This window comes from Thermodesulfobacteriota bacterium (genome assembly GCA_040753795.1).
Taxonomy (GTDB): Bacteria; Desulfobacterota; Desulfobacteria; order Desulfobacterales; family Desulfosudaceae; genus JBFMDX01.
The window spans coordinates 90,542-103,491 of sequence record JBFMDX010000007.1 but is presented as its reverse complement, the minus strand read 5'-3'; the positions used below and the strand labels follow the sequence as shown (position 1 = coordinate 103,491).

Sequence of the window (12,950 nt, the reverse complement as noted above, 5' to 3'; positions counted from 1 at the left end):
GGTATTTCTTGAAAAAAGAGATTTCTCCTTTTGGTCGAAATGACATGGCGACCAACAGGGGTAATTCCTCTTAGAAGCAATAACAAAAAGGCTTGATCCGTGTCAACCGTCTCCGTCCGATTCCGCGCGTTCCCCACGGTGCCGCCGGCGGCAAATGTCCGGGCCAATGTAGGGGAAGGCTTTAGCCTTCCAGAAGCACGGCACGGCGCGCCGTGCCCCTGCCGGCACCCCCCTACATGCTGTAAAGCGCCATGGCCGCCATTCTCGGCACATGCGGGATCAGGGCCAGGGGCCCCAGCCGGGGGATAAAAAGGCGTTCTATCACCCCTACGCCTTTCTCACCGTCACACGTACAGGCGCCGAAGGTCTCGGTGATCATGGCGCCGTCCTTGTACAGCGGCCACCAGGCGGCGGCGGTAAGCGTCACCGTTCTGGCCGGTCCGCCCGCGGGAACGATTTCCATCCGGGCGCCGGAAGGCTTTCTTCCCAGGGGATCGCCCTGCCACTCGATATTTGCGCCGACCAGGTCCCGGGTGCTGCCGGCGTCGGCCACAAACCCGCAGGTCGCGGCCGGCGGGCCGGAACCCAGGCGCCAGTAATTAAACGCCCAGCCGGATTCGAACTGGGCGCTGATCCAGGTCCAGGAACCCACCCCGGCCCAGTGCCGTGGGCCCCAGCTGTGGTCCCGCTGCCCCCGGCCGCTGATAGACAGGTCCGTCCGGCCGAAACGGATCCGGCCGGATATCCGGCCGGCCTGTTCATAGTGGCTGGCCGCGGCGGACGGTCCCGTCTCCATGGCGACCTCCGGGTAGAAGTAGGGCGGCGTTTCGGCCGCATAGGTCAGGTCCAGGTCCACCCGCCGGGTTTTCAACGACAGCCGCCACTCCTCCATGGGCGAACGGCAGACAAAACAGAGCCCGCCCGTGCGGAGCTGGTGCGGCGGCCGGATGGCCACGGCCGGGGACGAGAGCTTTCTGCCCAGGGCCGGGTAAAGCAGGGCCGGCTTGCCGTTGACTGAAGCCAGCAGCAGGCCGTCGGCCCGGTTCCGGGACGGCCGATAGCCGATGCGGGTCAGGCCGTACACGTTCCGCTGGGCGTCGGCGAAATTAAAATACCAGGACTCCTGCCAGAAAGGGTCGTCGGTAGGCGGGTGTTCCTTTTCCAGGGCAATCGGGTTTTCGTTCATGGTTTTTGGCCGGCAGATTGATGTTCTAAATACGGGGTTACGATATCACACCCGCTGCCCGCATTCAATGCCCGCCGGCCGATGAATCCAGCGACCTCGCAGGGGAGCCTTCCTCCATTATTGAAATCATAGGGCCGAAAAATTGACACCAACGGCCAAATGCGATAAATTTTCGTTCAATTCATGGGGGTGGGGTTGGCCGCAATGGCTGGCCTCTCAACTTTCCACTTATTATGCAGCCGGCCTGGTCCTTCATCCGTTAGCTCGCGGACAAGATCGATGAAGGCTTCACCACCCACATGCGGGCTATTGCCCGGGAAAACCCGCCCTTCGTTATCGCTTCTCTTTGACGACATAATAGATTATGCAAGTCGTCGTTTATGACGAAAAAAAAGAAAATATTATTGCATATCGTCATAATTTACGATATATGAGCTCCTATTAAAGGAGTGTTTTGGATGAAGATTGAAGGATTATTGACGGACGAGGCGATTCTGGCGGAGCTGGGCGGGCGCCTGGCCCAGCGCCGGCTGGAACTTCAGCTTACCCAGGAGATGCTGGCGGAGCAGGCGGGCGTGTCAAAGCGGACCGTGGAGCGCATAGAGGCCGGGGCCACGACGCAGATGTCCACGATGATCCGGATTCTGCGGGTACTGGAGCTGTTGGATCGGCTGGAAATACTGGTGCCCGAGGCCGGACCGCGGCCCATGGATTTGATCAAACTGAAAGGCAAGGCTCGGAAGCGGGCCAGCGGCAAGCGGAAGTCCACGGATGCGGGGCCGTGGCAATGGGGTGACGAAACGTGAGCACAACGGCAAAAGTCAACCTGTGGGGACGCACGATCGGCGCGGTGGCGCTGGCAGACAACGCCGCGGCCGCGACGTTTGAATACGACCCGGCGTTTATCAGCAGCGGTATCGAGGTGGCCCCGCTGATGATGCCGCTATCCAGCCGGCTCTACTCCTTCCCGTCGCTGCGACCGGAAACCTTCCACGGTCTTCCGGGACTTCTGGCGGATTCTCTGCCGGACCGATTCGGCAATGCCTTGATCGATGCCTGGCTGGCCCGGTCCGGGCGCGGGCCGGAATCGTTCAACGCGGTGGAGCGACTCTGCTATACGGGTACGCGCGGCATGGGCGCGCTGGAGTATGCGCCGGCAACCCGGTTGGGAGGACCCGGCGCCTTCCGTATCGAAGTCGACCAACTGGTAAAGCTGGCTTCGGAGGTGTTGACCCACCGCAACAACCTGCGGGGATGGCTCGACAAAGAGGGGAAGGAAACGGCGTTGCGGGACATCCTGCGGGTCGGCACTTCCGCGGGCGGAGCGCGGGCCAAGGCGGTGATTGCCTGGAATCCGAAAACGAACGAAGTCCGCTCCGGGCAGGTGAAGGCGGGCAGCGGGTTTGAATACTGGCTGATGAAGTTTGACGGGGTCAGCGGCAACAAGGACAAGGAGCTGGAGGACCCCAGGGGATACGGCGCCATTGAGCATGCTTATTACCGGATGGCGACAGACGCGGGAATCACCATGAGTCCGTGCCGCCTGTTTGAGGAGAACGGGCGCCGTCATTTCATGACCAGGCGGTTCGACCGGCTGGATGGCGGCGGCAAGCTGCACATGCTGTCGCTTTGCGGTATGGCGCATTATGATTTCAACCAGGCGGGCGAATACGGCTACGAGCAGGCGTTGCAGGTCATCCGCCGGCTGGGCCTGCCCATGGCCGCCGTCGAGGAGCAGTTCCGGCGGATGGTATTCAATATCGTGGCCCGCAACCAGGATGACCACGTAAAAAATATTGCTTTCCTGATGGACCGGTCGGGAAACTGGTCTCTCTCGCCCGCGTTCGACATGACCTACAGCTATCAACCAAGCGGAAAATGGACGTCGAGCCATCAAATGACGATGAACGGCAAGCGGAGTGAGTTTGCGCTGGAGGATTTCAAGGCGTGTGCCAGGAGCGCTTCAATGAAGCGCGGGCGTGCGGAAACGATCATAAATGAGGTGAGGGCTGTCGTCGCGCGATGGCAAGACTATGCGGAAGAGTCGCGCGTGATTCCGGAGCAGCGGGATAAAATACAAAGGGAATTAAGAATTAAGAATGGAGAATTAAAAATTAGGAATTAGGAATTAGGAATGGAGATTTGGGGAGGAGGGATCAGGGATGAAGACCGACAATCCAGTACAGACAAAAGCTTACGCGTTTGCTTTGCGGATCGTGAAGCTGTATCGATATCTATGCGATGAAAAGAGGGAGTTTGTTCTTTCGAAACAGATGGTGCGCAGCGGTACGTCGATTGGTGCGAATATTGAAGAGGCCATCGGCGGTCAGTCAAAGAAGGACTTTCTCTCTAAGATGAGCATTGCCTACAAGGAAGCCCGCGAAACGCATTACTGGCTGCGGTCGCTCCGTGATTCAGACATTATTGGTGCCGAACACGCTGATTCAGTGATCGAAGAGTGTAACGAGCTTCTCAGGCTTTCCGGCTCCATAATCCGAACCACAAAGTCCAAAATTTCTAATTCGTAATTCCTGATTGATCATTTCTCATTCAGATTTGCATAAGAGAAGGGTGCCCAATATGAAAGCAATGGTTACAGGCGGAGGTGGTTTTCTGGCCGGGCACTTGATCGATAAACTGGTAACCGCCGGACACTTTGTCCGGGCGGTTGAGCTTCCGGGGCGGGATGTCCAGCGACTGGAAGGCCTGGATGTGGAAATTATACCCGGGGATTTATGCGATCCAGACCTTGCCGCGCGGACCTGCGAGGGCATGGATGTTGTCTTTAATCCCGCCGCCCTGGCCGCACCCCTCGGTCCATGGAAACGGTTCTGGTCGATCAACGTCGAACTTGTCGAAAATGTAATAGCGGGTTGTAAAAAGTCGGGCGTCAAGCGCCTGGTGCATGTCAGTTCTCCCTCTGCTGTTTTTGATGGCAGTGACCACTTCAACGCTGACGAGACGCTTCCCTACCCGAAAAAGTTTCTGAACTATTATTCCGCGACCAAAGCTGAAAGCGAAAAGCGCGTCCTGGCGGCTAATGGTAAAGACATTGAAACCGTCGCGATCAGACCACATGCGATCTGGGGGCCAAGAGACCGCACCCTGTTTCCGCGCATTATCGAGAGGGCCAAATCTCGCCGTCTCGTTCAGGTAGGAGACGGGACCAATATCATCAGTACGCTTTATGTTGAAAACGGTGCCGATGCCCTGATACTGGCGGCCACCGCTGATAGAGCACCGGGTAAGGCCTATTTTGTGACGGATAAAGACACCGTCAATCTGTGGGATTTTTTAAGACGTATTATTAACGATTTGGGTTTGCCACCAATCAGAGCCAGAATTCCTTACCCGCTTGCGTATGCCCTTGGCGCCGCTCAAGAGGCACTATGGACAGCGCTGAAGTTAGCCGGCGAGCCGACCATTACCCGTTATTCCGCTGCCGAACTCGCAAAAAATCACAGCTATTCCATAGATCGTGCCCGTTCCGATTTGGGTTATGAGCCAAAGATTTCGCGTGAAGAAGGGCTGCAACGTTTTTATGCCTGGGTCAGGAACAATTTGCTTTGACCTTAGACATATCAGCAGCAAGAGAAAACAGCATGTTAAAAAAACCAATAAGAATCGCCATTATGTCTGTTTTTGTCTTCATTGGGCTTACGGTTATTCTGGTGACAATAGGGGTTGTAAACATCCTGTATCTGACCATCGGAATAAAAGGAGGCGCAAACGGCATTTTTTTCGACAGGCATGACCGTCTATACATTGCCTCCTTTTTGGGTGGTGCTATTCATGTTATGGATACCAAAACCGGAAAGATTCTGGAAACCCTGGATAAAGAAGAAGGTGTTGACGGGCCTGATGATGTGGAAGTTACACCCGATGGCGACAAATATTATACGGACATTTTGCAGGGGAACATTTGTCGTCGTAAAGCCAACGGTGACGTTACAAAACAGCATATCGCAATCGGGGTAAACTCAATTGCGCTATCAAAAGAGGGCCGGGTTTTTGTCGGACTGGCAATTTTAGGTGATTCTTTATATGAAGTCGATCCTGATTTGAAAAGGCCGCCTCGTCTTATTTCCGGACCCCGGGGACAATTTAATGGATCGGATTTCGGGCCGGACGGCCGTTTATATACAGCCTTAAACCTTGCCGGAAAGATTATTTCCACCAATGTTGATGCCGACAATCCGGCGACAACTGACCTTGAATGCGATATTAAAACGGTGGCTACGGGTTTACCGACGGTGGCAGGTATTAAATTCAATTCAAAAGGGGAAATGTATGCATCCACATTTCTGGGCAATATCTGGAAAATAGAACCTGCAACCGGCGCCAAAGAACTGGTAGCGGATGTCGGCTGTATTGGTATCGATAATATAGCCATTGATTCCAAGGACAACGTATTTGTATCAAACACATTAAACGGGCTGATCTATGAGATACTGCCTGACGGGGTGACACGACCTGTTAAGGGGTGACACGGGCAACTGGTTGCCCGTGCCCGAAGGGCAAGAGGTCTGCCTGGCTGTTTTCAAGAATTTGACCGGGGCCCCGGTAACCCCGCCAAAGCGGGGCGGGGGCCACCCGCGCAGGTTATGTAAATTCTTCGCATGGAGCACGACATGAAGATTCCACCATACTGGGCCAGGGCGCGATACGAGGGAAGAGACCGGCAGGGGGATTTCCGGCAGTATGTCGCCTGCGGCTGGTCGTTTTCGTCGCTTCTGGAGGCCAGGAACCAGGCGTCGGCGCGGGTGAAGCGGATTTTCGAGCTCTTCTCCGCCGGGCAGAAACCGGATTTCTACGAATACCACGACCGGCCCATCAAGGAGGAGATCATCGAGGAGATCAAAGATGCTGGTGAGCCGGTTGCGGTTATAACGCGCAACCGGTACGGCGCCCTGGTCTTAAACTGCGCCAATGCCCTTTTTGTTGATGTGGACTTTCCAAAGCCGTCCCTGTCCGGCCTGCTGTCGAATATCGTTTGGGCTTTCAGGCGCAGGAGAGGTCAGGTGGAGGCGCCGGGTTCCAATGTAGCCGGGATCCGCAAGGTGGAAGCGTGGGCCGGCCGCAACCCCGGCCGCGGTTTCCGACTTTACCGCACCAAAGAGGGCCTCCGCCTGCTGTTCACGGACCGGCTGTACGATCCCGCCTCTGAAGAAACCGCCGCCATCCTCGCTGAACTGGAAGCCGACCCCCTGTATGTCCGGCTCACTCAGAAGCAGGAATGCTTCCGCGCCCGGCTGACCGTTAAGCCATGGCGCTGCGGCATTCCCCGCCCGCCCAGCGCTTTTCCCTGGGATAGCCCCAAAGAGGAAGCCGTCTTCCGGCAGTGGGAGGCCGACTACACCCGACGCGACGCTGAATTCAAGGTGTGCGAACTGATCAGGGCGTTCGGCCCGCCCGCAAAGATCGGCGCGCTGAAGACTATCGTTGACGTTCACGACCGGGGCGCGAAGATTAACGCTAACGCGCCGCTGGCTTGAGAATTGAAAATAATAACCAGGCCGCTTTCAACTCGGAAGCGTGATCAAGGAGAGCATATGTCGCTTAAAATCAAGACCATCAACCCAGTCAAAGACGTTTATATCATAGCTCCTGTGGGACCCATTAGCTACGACACCTACCCTGTTCTGGAAAAAGAAACCCAGCGCGTCATAAAAAAGTCGCCTGTCAAGGTCGTGCTGGATATGACCGGTGTCGATTACATAAGCAGCATGGGTATCCGCGTCATACTGGCTGCCTTAAAAGCCCTCAACACCATCAAGGGCGAACTCGTGCTGGTCAACCTGCAGCCCCAGATCAAAAAGGTGTTTGAAATCATCAACGCCATGCCTTCCGTGCAGATATTTGAAAACATCGCCGAGATGGACCGGTATCTTGACGCCATGCAGCGCCAGGCGCTGGCCGGGGACGAGGATGAGTAGTTTCTGAATACCGGTAGCCGGATCCGGATTACAATCTGAGCACACGCCGCCTTCGGGCCAAACGGCAATCCTTTGAAGCGTCCATGAAAGAGAGGCTGGATGAAACGGCACAATATGCTTACGGCAGGCGGCATCATCGGCGCCGCCGCCTGGTTTACCCTCTGTGATAAGTTCTTTCACATCGACAACAATATTCTCATTTATTACGCCAGGCCCCTGGACGTCATTTTCAAGGGCCAGTCCCTGTGGACGTTCCCCATCTTCTTCTGTGCCACTGCCGGCTTTTTCCTGGCCACCCGGCCATTGGCCGCTTCATGGAAGCAGAATCCAGGTTATCTTGCCCTGGCGATCAATATCATCGTGTGTACCCTGGCGTATTACGGATCAGGGGTAATGGGAAATTCGCATCCGATGGTCTACTTCTGGATCGTCCTGGCGGTCTGGACAGGGCGCATCCTGTTTGAGCGCGAGCACCGGGCAACGGCGATCAAAGCCGGCCTGCTCATGGGCTTTCTGGGCTGCTTCTGGGAAGGGGCCACATCCAAGCTCGGCTACTTTGACTACCATTACACCGACATCTTCAACGTTCCGCTGTGGCTCTTCGCGGCTTATCTCCACGCCGGGTTTCTCATGCTGGAGCTGCAGAGCTTAAGGGAATTATTCAGGCGCCGGGATTCCGCTGCCGGGAGGACATGACACGATGAGCAAAGAGACCTTTTCAGAACGCGTGACGCTCGGCCGGACCGGGCTGAAAGTGAGCCGCATCGGGCTTGCCGGCGGGTACAAGGTGCCGGAACATGCCGTAGAGCGCGCTTTTCACGAGTATGGCATCAACTACTTCTACTGGGAGATGCGCCGGCCGGGGATGAAGCAGGCGCTCCTCAACCTCGCCAAATCCCGGCGGGACCAGATGGTGATCGCCGTCCAGTCTTACGATCATTTTGGCTTCTGGCTGAAGCACTCATTGGAAAAAGCGCTGCGCGCCTTGAAGATAGAGTGCGCGGATATTTTCTTCCTGGGCTGGTTCAACCGTATGCCCTGGAAAAAGGTGCTCGAGGAGGCGGCCAGGCTCAAGGAACAGGGCAAGTTCCGCTTTCTCGGCGTGACCGGCCACAACCGGGCCTTTCACGGCGAGATGATCCGGCGCCCGGATTCGCCCTTTGACGTTCACCAGGTCCGGTACAATGCCGCGCACCGCGGCGCGGAAACCGAAGTGTTCGCAAACCTGCCGCCGGTCCGGCCCGGCATCACCACCTACACGGCCACCCGCTGGGGCAAGCTTCTCAATGCCGGCAGCATGCCGCCCGGGGAAAAGCCGCTGACAGCCGCGGAGTGCTACCGGTTCGCGCTCTCTCACCCGGCGGTGGACCTGTGCCTGGCCGGCCCGAGGACTGAGGAGGAAATGGAACAAGGCCTCCGGGCCCTCCAGGCAGGCCCCCTGTCAGCCGAAGAGGCCGCCCGTGTCCGCCGCATCGGCGATCACGTGCACGGATGGAAATGATTGCCGGCGCCTGTGATCCTATGACGCAAACAGGCGGCGGTGGCGGGCAAACACATCCCGCAGGGACCGGGACAGGGTGTCGTGGCAATCCTGCATTTCTTCGTAGACAAGCCTGTTTCCTGAACGCGGGCAACAGCGCGTCGATTCGTCAAGTCCCACCCAGGCATCGGTGATATCGGCTATGGAGGCGTGTTGCCCTGGTTGCGAATGCCAGGCCCAGGCCGCCTGGATGGCCGCGCCCAGAGCCGCGCTTTCATTCTGGGTGGTGCACACGACTTCGGTCTGAAACACGTCCGCCATGATTTGCCGCCAGACCGGGCTGTTCCCGCCCCCGCCGGTCAGCCGGATTTCCGCCGGCTTTATGCCCAGGGCCTTTAACCGTGACAGGCCGTAGCCCATGCCCAGGGCCACCCCTTCCATGGCGGCCCGCGCGAAATGGGCGGGTGTGGCGTTGGCCTGGCTCTGGCCGAACCACACCCCCGACCCGTCCGGAACATCCGGCACGCGCTCGCCTTCAAAATAGGGCAGCAGCATCAACCCGGCCGAACCCGGCGGTACCTGCCCGGCCAGCCGGTTCAATTCGTCGGTGGAAAGGGAAAACAGTTTTTTCACCAGTTCCGTGGCCACGGTGGCATTCATGACGCACAGCAGGGGCAGCCAGTGGCCGGTGCTGTCGCAGAAGGCGGCGATCTCACCGCCGGGATCAATGACCGGTGACGGGCTGAAGGCGTAAATCGTTCCGGAGGTGCCGATGCTGGCGGTGACGATTCCCGGCCGGACGTTGCCAGTGCCGATGGCACCCATCATGTTGTCGCCGCCGCCGGCGCTGACCAGAACGCCCCGGTCCAGGCCCAGGGCTTCGGCAGCCTCGACCCGCAGCTGGCCGCAGGGCTCCCATGATGGGAAGAGTCCCGGCAGGCGGCTATCCAGCAGCGGGTCGACGGCGGCAACAGCCGGCCGACAGAACTGCCTTGAGCGGATGTCCAGCAGGCCGGTGCCGGAGGCGTCCCCCCACTCCATGCGGCGCTCGCCGGTCAGCCAGAAGTTGATGTAGTCATGGGGAAGCAGGACGGCGGCCAGCCGCTCATAATTTTCCGGTTCGCGCTCTTTCATGTAAAGAATCTTGGAGGCCGTGAACCCGGCCGGCAGGGCGTTGCCGGTCAGGGCGATCATGGCGTCCGGACCGCCCAGGGCGCCGACAATTTTCCCGGCCTGGGCCGCGGTGGCAGTGTCGCACCAGAGCTTGGCCGGCCGGATCACCCCGCCGGCCGCGTCCAGGGGCACAAAGCCGTGCTGCTGGCCGGACACGCCTATGGCCACGACCTGGCGGGCTTCCACGCCGGAGTGCCGGAGAGCGTCATGAACCGCCGCAACAAGGGCGTCTATCCATGTCCGGGGATCCTGCTCCTTGTGGCCCGTCCCCAGTCCCTCGATCAGGCCATGCTCCTGCCGCCCCTCTCCCGCGACCGCGCCGCTTTCATCCACCAGCAGGGCTTTGGTTGATTGGGTGCCGCTGTCGATGCCGAGAAAATAGATGCTCATTGCCTGTGCCCCATCAGTATTTGATCAAATGGTGGAACAACAACCCCTTGAATCCTTCCTGTCAGAACAAATGGAGAAGAACCCGTTATTTAACATACGGTTACTGAACGTGATAGAGTCAGGGCAGCCGGATCCGCTGACGGCCCCACCCGGACGGTATAATCTCCCCGGGCGACCTGCCACCTTTCCTGGTCTTCCGAATAAAAGGCCAGGTCGCTGATCGGCACGGTCAGTTCCACGGTCCTTGTTTCCCCCGGGGCAAGAGATATCCGCTGGAAGGCTTTCAGCTCCCTTACCGGCCGGGGCGGGCCGGCGGCCGGGTATTCCACATAGAGCTGGACCACCTCGTCGCCAGCTCTGCTTCCGGTATTGGTGACATCCACCGCGGCCGTCAGCGTCCCGTCCGCCGGCAGGCAGGAGTCGGCGAGCCGCAGATCGGCATAGGAAAATCCGGCGTAGCTCAGCCCGAACCCGAAGTAAAAGGCCGGTCGTATTGTTTTGAAATCCGCGTAACGGTAACCATGATAATGATCGTAGGTGACGCGCCGGGCCTTTTTGTCAAAAGCAAAAAGCTGATCGGCTGATTCAAAGAAGGTGACGGGCAGACGGCCGCCGGGATTGACGTTGCCAAAGAGAATGTCCGCCAGGGCATTGCCGCCTTCCATGCCCGGGTACCAGGCCATGAGGATGGCGTCTACCGCATCCTTCCAGCCGTCCATGGCAATGACGGAGCCGCCCTCGAGCACGACCACGCAGGGCGAGCCCTGGCCGCAGACCGCTTTTATCATCGCCCGGTCCTGTTCTCCGAGGCCAAGTTCCAGGCGGTCGCCGCCCCGGATGCGGGGAAAGTATTCGCCTTCCTCCCGGCCGGTCAGGCCGGCCACGATAATGGTCACGTCGGCCCGGGCGGCAATCCGCCGGGCCTTTTCCAGGCTGCTGCCGGTGTAAGACAGAACCGCGATCTCGTTTCCCGCCCGGTTTCTTATCCCGGCCAGGGGCGTCACGGCGTAGGGCGGCCGGACCAGGCTGCTGCCCCTGTCGCCCAGGTTGGCCTTGCCGGCCAGTCGTCCCAGAACGGCGATCCGCCTTATTTTTGTCCGGTCCAGGGGAAGGACGCGGTTTTCGTTTTTGAGCAGGACCATGCTTTTGCAGGCGACTTCCCAGGCCAGGCGCGTGTGCTCCGGGCAGGCGATTTTTTCCGGCGGATACGCGTCGGCCGCATCCCGCAGGGCGAAGGCCAGCTTTGCCCGGAGGATCCGCGACACCGCCCGGTCGACGGCCGCTTCCGGCACTTCGCCCTGTTCGACCAGTTTTCGCAGTTTTTTCCCGTAACATTTGGTCTGGGGCATTTCCACGTCCAGTCCCGCGGTCACGCCCGCCTTGCCGTCGTATACCCCGTAGCAGAAATCGGACATGACCAGGCCGTCAAAGCCCCATTCGCTTTTCAGGATGTCGGACAACAAATGCCGGTTGTGGCCGCAGTGCTTGCCGTTGACGCGGTTATAGGCGCTCATGACGCTGTCGGCTCCGGCCGCCACGCACTTTTTGAAATGGGGCAGATAGATTTCTCGCAGGGCGCGCTCGTCGATGCGCACGTCCACATAAAAACGGGACTCCTCGATGCTGTTGCAGGCAAAATGCTTGACGCAGGTCATGACGTGAGGCTTTGCCCCCCGGATGGTGGCGCTGCCCATCTCTCCGAGAAGATGGGGGTCTTCGCCGAAGGTTTCCTGGGCCCGTCCCCAGCCCGGGTGCCTGAGGACATTTATGCAGACTCCGGCGAAAAAGTTGGCGCCCTGGGCTCGGGCTTCCACGCCCATGACCTGGCCCACCCGTTCCTCCAGGGCCGGGTCCCAGGCGGCGCCCCGGGCCATGGCCGCGGGAAAGCAGGTGGAACGGCCCACGGTGATGCCGCGGGGGCCGTCGGTGAACCGGATGGCCGGAATGCCCAGGCGCCGGTTCTCACCGGAATCGTAGGTCTTCAGGTTGTAGCGGACCAGCATGATGGCGACGTCAAGCTGCGTGGCGTTGCCGGACATCTGGCCGATCTTCTCGGCCAGGGACATGGCGGCAAGGAGTTCTTGTGTCGCCCTTTCCAGGGCGGATTTTTCTGTGGCGCTTTTGAGTCGCTCTACCAGGCGGGGAAATAGTTTTTTTTCAGTTCCGGTCATCGTTTATGCTTTTATTATGCTTTAAGTGTTTATTTTATATGTACTTTTCTTTGGCGCAAAGAAAAGTACCAAAAGAAACATTGCCCCGCAGCTTGGCCTTCGGCTTCCCTCGCGCGAACGCTTTTTTCGGTGCGGACAGGAACTCGTTTTTTCTTTGCGCATAAAATTCGATCCGGGTGGCATGCTTTCCCACGCGTGGTTATGCCTTCTTCAGGATACGACGCTCAAACAGCCTGCCCGCTTTTTCCGAAAAAACCGCCCGCGCTCGGCGGCGCTGCAAGGGCGGGAGCGGCGAGAATCCCCTTCTCAACAAACGTCCTGTCGGGAGCTCAGGTCGCTTGTGTAAGATGAACCGGTGAAAATTGTTTTTTGAGCGCCGTTTGAGCCATTTGGGAATAAGGCGGTTGCCATCGGCTGCGTTTAACATTTCTCGCTGTCTGAGGGCGTCAGCCCGAGTTCGAGAAATGTAGCAGCCGGTGGTAACCGCCACCAAATGGGACAAGGGGCGAAGAAAATAATTTTCTACCGGTTTTATAAATTTTCTTCAGTTCAATAATGTTGATGCGTTTTTATAAGCTACGATTAGCCAGCTTTCTCAAAAATGATCAAGAAGC

12 protein-coding genes are annotated in these 12,950 nt (G+C 58.4%); 9 read left to right on the top strand and 3 right to left on the bottom strand.

Annotated elements, in window-relative coordinates:
- Positions 1–232 precede the first annotated feature (232 nt).
- On the bottom strand, positions 233–1,186 hold the full coding sequence (locus tag AB1724_10475; protein ID MEW6078228.1) for a hypothetical protein: 954 nt from the start codon (positions 1,184–1,186) through the stop codon (positions 233–235).
- A gap of 458 nt (positions 1,187–1,644) precedes the next feature.
- Between AB1724_10475 and AB1724_10470 the strand changes: the two genes are divergently transcribed.
- The 9 genes from AB1724_10470 to AB1724_10430 all read left to right on the top strand — a co-directional run bounded on the left by AB1724_10470 (position 1,645) and on the right by AB1724_10430 (position 8,623).
- On the top strand, positions 1,645–1,992 hold the full coding sequence (locus AB1724_10470; protein MEW6078227.1) for a helix-turn-helix transcriptional regulator: 348 nt from the start codon (positions 1,645–1,647) through the stop codon (positions 1,990–1,992).
- The gene (locus tag AB1724_10465) at positions 1,989–3,311 is read left to right on the top strand and encodes a HipA domain-containing protein (protein ID MEW6078226.1); all 1,323 of its coding nucleotides are present in this window, start codon (positions 1,989–1,991) and stop codon (positions 3,309–3,311) included. Before AB1724_10470 ends, AB1724_10465 begins: the two co-directional genes overlap by 4 nt.
- Before the next feature lie 37 nt (positions 3,312–3,348).
- A complete protein-coding gene (locus AB1724_10460; protein ID MEW6078225.1) occupies positions 3,349–3,714 on the top strand; it encodes a four helix bundle protein in 366 nt (121 codons plus the stop codon).
- A gap of 52 nt (positions 3,715–3,766) precedes the next feature.
- Positions 3,767–4,756: an NAD-dependent epimerase/dehydratase family protein gene (locus AB1724_10455; GenBank protein MEW6078224.1), complete on the top strand. Its 990-nt coding sequence runs from the start codon at positions 3,767–3,769 to the stop codon at positions 4,754–4,756.
- Between the two features lie 32 nt (positions 4,757–4,788).
- On the top strand, positions 4,789–5,673 hold the full coding sequence (locus AB1724_10450) for a hypothetical protein (protein ID MEW6078223.1): 885 nt from the start codon (positions 4,789–4,791) through the stop codon (positions 5,671–5,673).
- Between the two features lie 144 nt (positions 5,674–5,817).
- The gene (locus AB1724_10445) at positions 5,818–6,681 is read left to right on the top strand and encodes a hypothetical protein (GenBank protein MEW6078222.1); all 864 of its coding nucleotides are present in this window, start codon (positions 5,818–5,820) and stop codon (positions 6,679–6,681) included.
- A gap of 57 nt (positions 6,682–6,738) precedes the next feature.
- Positions 6,739–7,122, top strand: a complete 384-nt coding sequence (locus AB1724_10440) for an STAS domain-containing protein (protein MEW6078221.1) — start codon at positions 6,739–6,741, stop codon at positions 7,120–7,122.
- A 99-nt stretch (positions 7,123–7,221) separates the two neighbouring features.
- Complete coding sequence (locus tag AB1724_10435) at positions 7,222–7,818, top strand: hypothetical protein (protein MEW6078220.1); 597 nt, start codon at positions 7,222–7,224, stop codon at positions 7,816–7,818.
- 4 nt (positions 7,819–7,822) lie between these two features.
- Positions 7,823–8,623 (top strand): aldo/keto reductase, encoded by an 801-nt coding sequence (locus AB1724_10430; protein MEW6078219.1) that lies wholly within the window; start codon positions 7,823–7,825, stop codon positions 8,621–8,623.
- 18 nt (positions 8,624–8,641) lie between these two features.
- On the opposite strand, the gene xylB is transcribed toward AB1724_10430, so the two are convergent.
- Positions 8,642–10,165, bottom strand: coding sequence for a xylulokinase (gene xylB, locus AB1724_10425; GenBank protein MEW6078218.1), 1,524 nt, complete (start codon positions 10,163–10,165; stop codon positions 8,642–8,644).
- A gap of 89 nt (positions 10,166–10,254) precedes the next feature.
- Positions 10,255–12,336 (bottom strand): glycoside hydrolase family 3 C-terminal domain-containing protein, encoded by a 2,082-nt coding sequence (locus AB1724_10420; protein ID MEW6078217.1) that lies wholly within the window; start codon positions 12,334–12,336, stop codon positions 10,255–10,257.
- Between the last annotated feature and the right edge of the window lie 614 nt (positions 12,337–12,950).

Bases quoted from the DNA above. Each gene is read 5' to 3' on its own strand.
- AB1724_10475 (MEW6078228.1), bottom strand. From the start codon at position 1,186: ATGAACGAAAACCCGATTGCCCTGGAAAAGGAACACCCGCCTACCGAC.
- AB1724_10470 (MEW6078227.1), top strand. From the start codon at position 1,645: ATGAAGATTGAAGGATTATTGACGGACGAGGCGATTCTGGCGGAGCTG.
- AB1724_10460 (MEW6078225.1), top strand. From the start codon at position 3,349: ATGAAGACCGACAATCCAGTACAGACAAAAGCTTACGCGTTTGCTTTG.
- AB1724_10455 (MEW6078224.1), top strand. From the start codon at position 3,767: ATGAAAGCAATGGTTACAGGCGGAGGTGGTTTTCTGGCCGGGCACTTG.
- AB1724_10450 (MEW6078223.1), top strand. From the start codon at position 4,789: ATGTTAAAAAAACCAATAAGAATCGCCATTATGTCTGTTTTTGTCTTC.
- AB1724_10445 (MEW6078222.1), top strand. From the start codon at position 5,818: ATGAAGATTCCACCATACTGGGCCAGGGCGCGATACGAGGGAAGAGAC.
- AB1724_10440 (MEW6078221.1), top strand. From the start codon at position 6,739: ATGTCGCTTAAAATCAAGACCATCAACCCAGTCAAAGACGTTTATATC.
- AB1724_10435 (MEW6078220.1), top strand. From the start codon at position 7,222: ATGAAACGGCACAATATGCTTACGGCAGGCGGCATCATCGGCGCCGCC.
- AB1724_10430 (MEW6078219.1), top strand. From the start codon at position 7,823: ATGAGCAAAGAGACCTTTTCAGAACGCGTGACGCTCGGCCGGACCGGG.
- xylB (MEW6078218.1), bottom strand. From the start codon at position 10,165: ATGAGCATCTATTTTCTCGGCATCGACAGCGGCACCCAATCAACCAAA.
- AB1724_10420 (MEW6078217.1), bottom strand. From the start codon at position 12,336: ATGACCGGAACTGAAAAAAAACTATTTCCCCGCCTGGTAGAGCGACTC.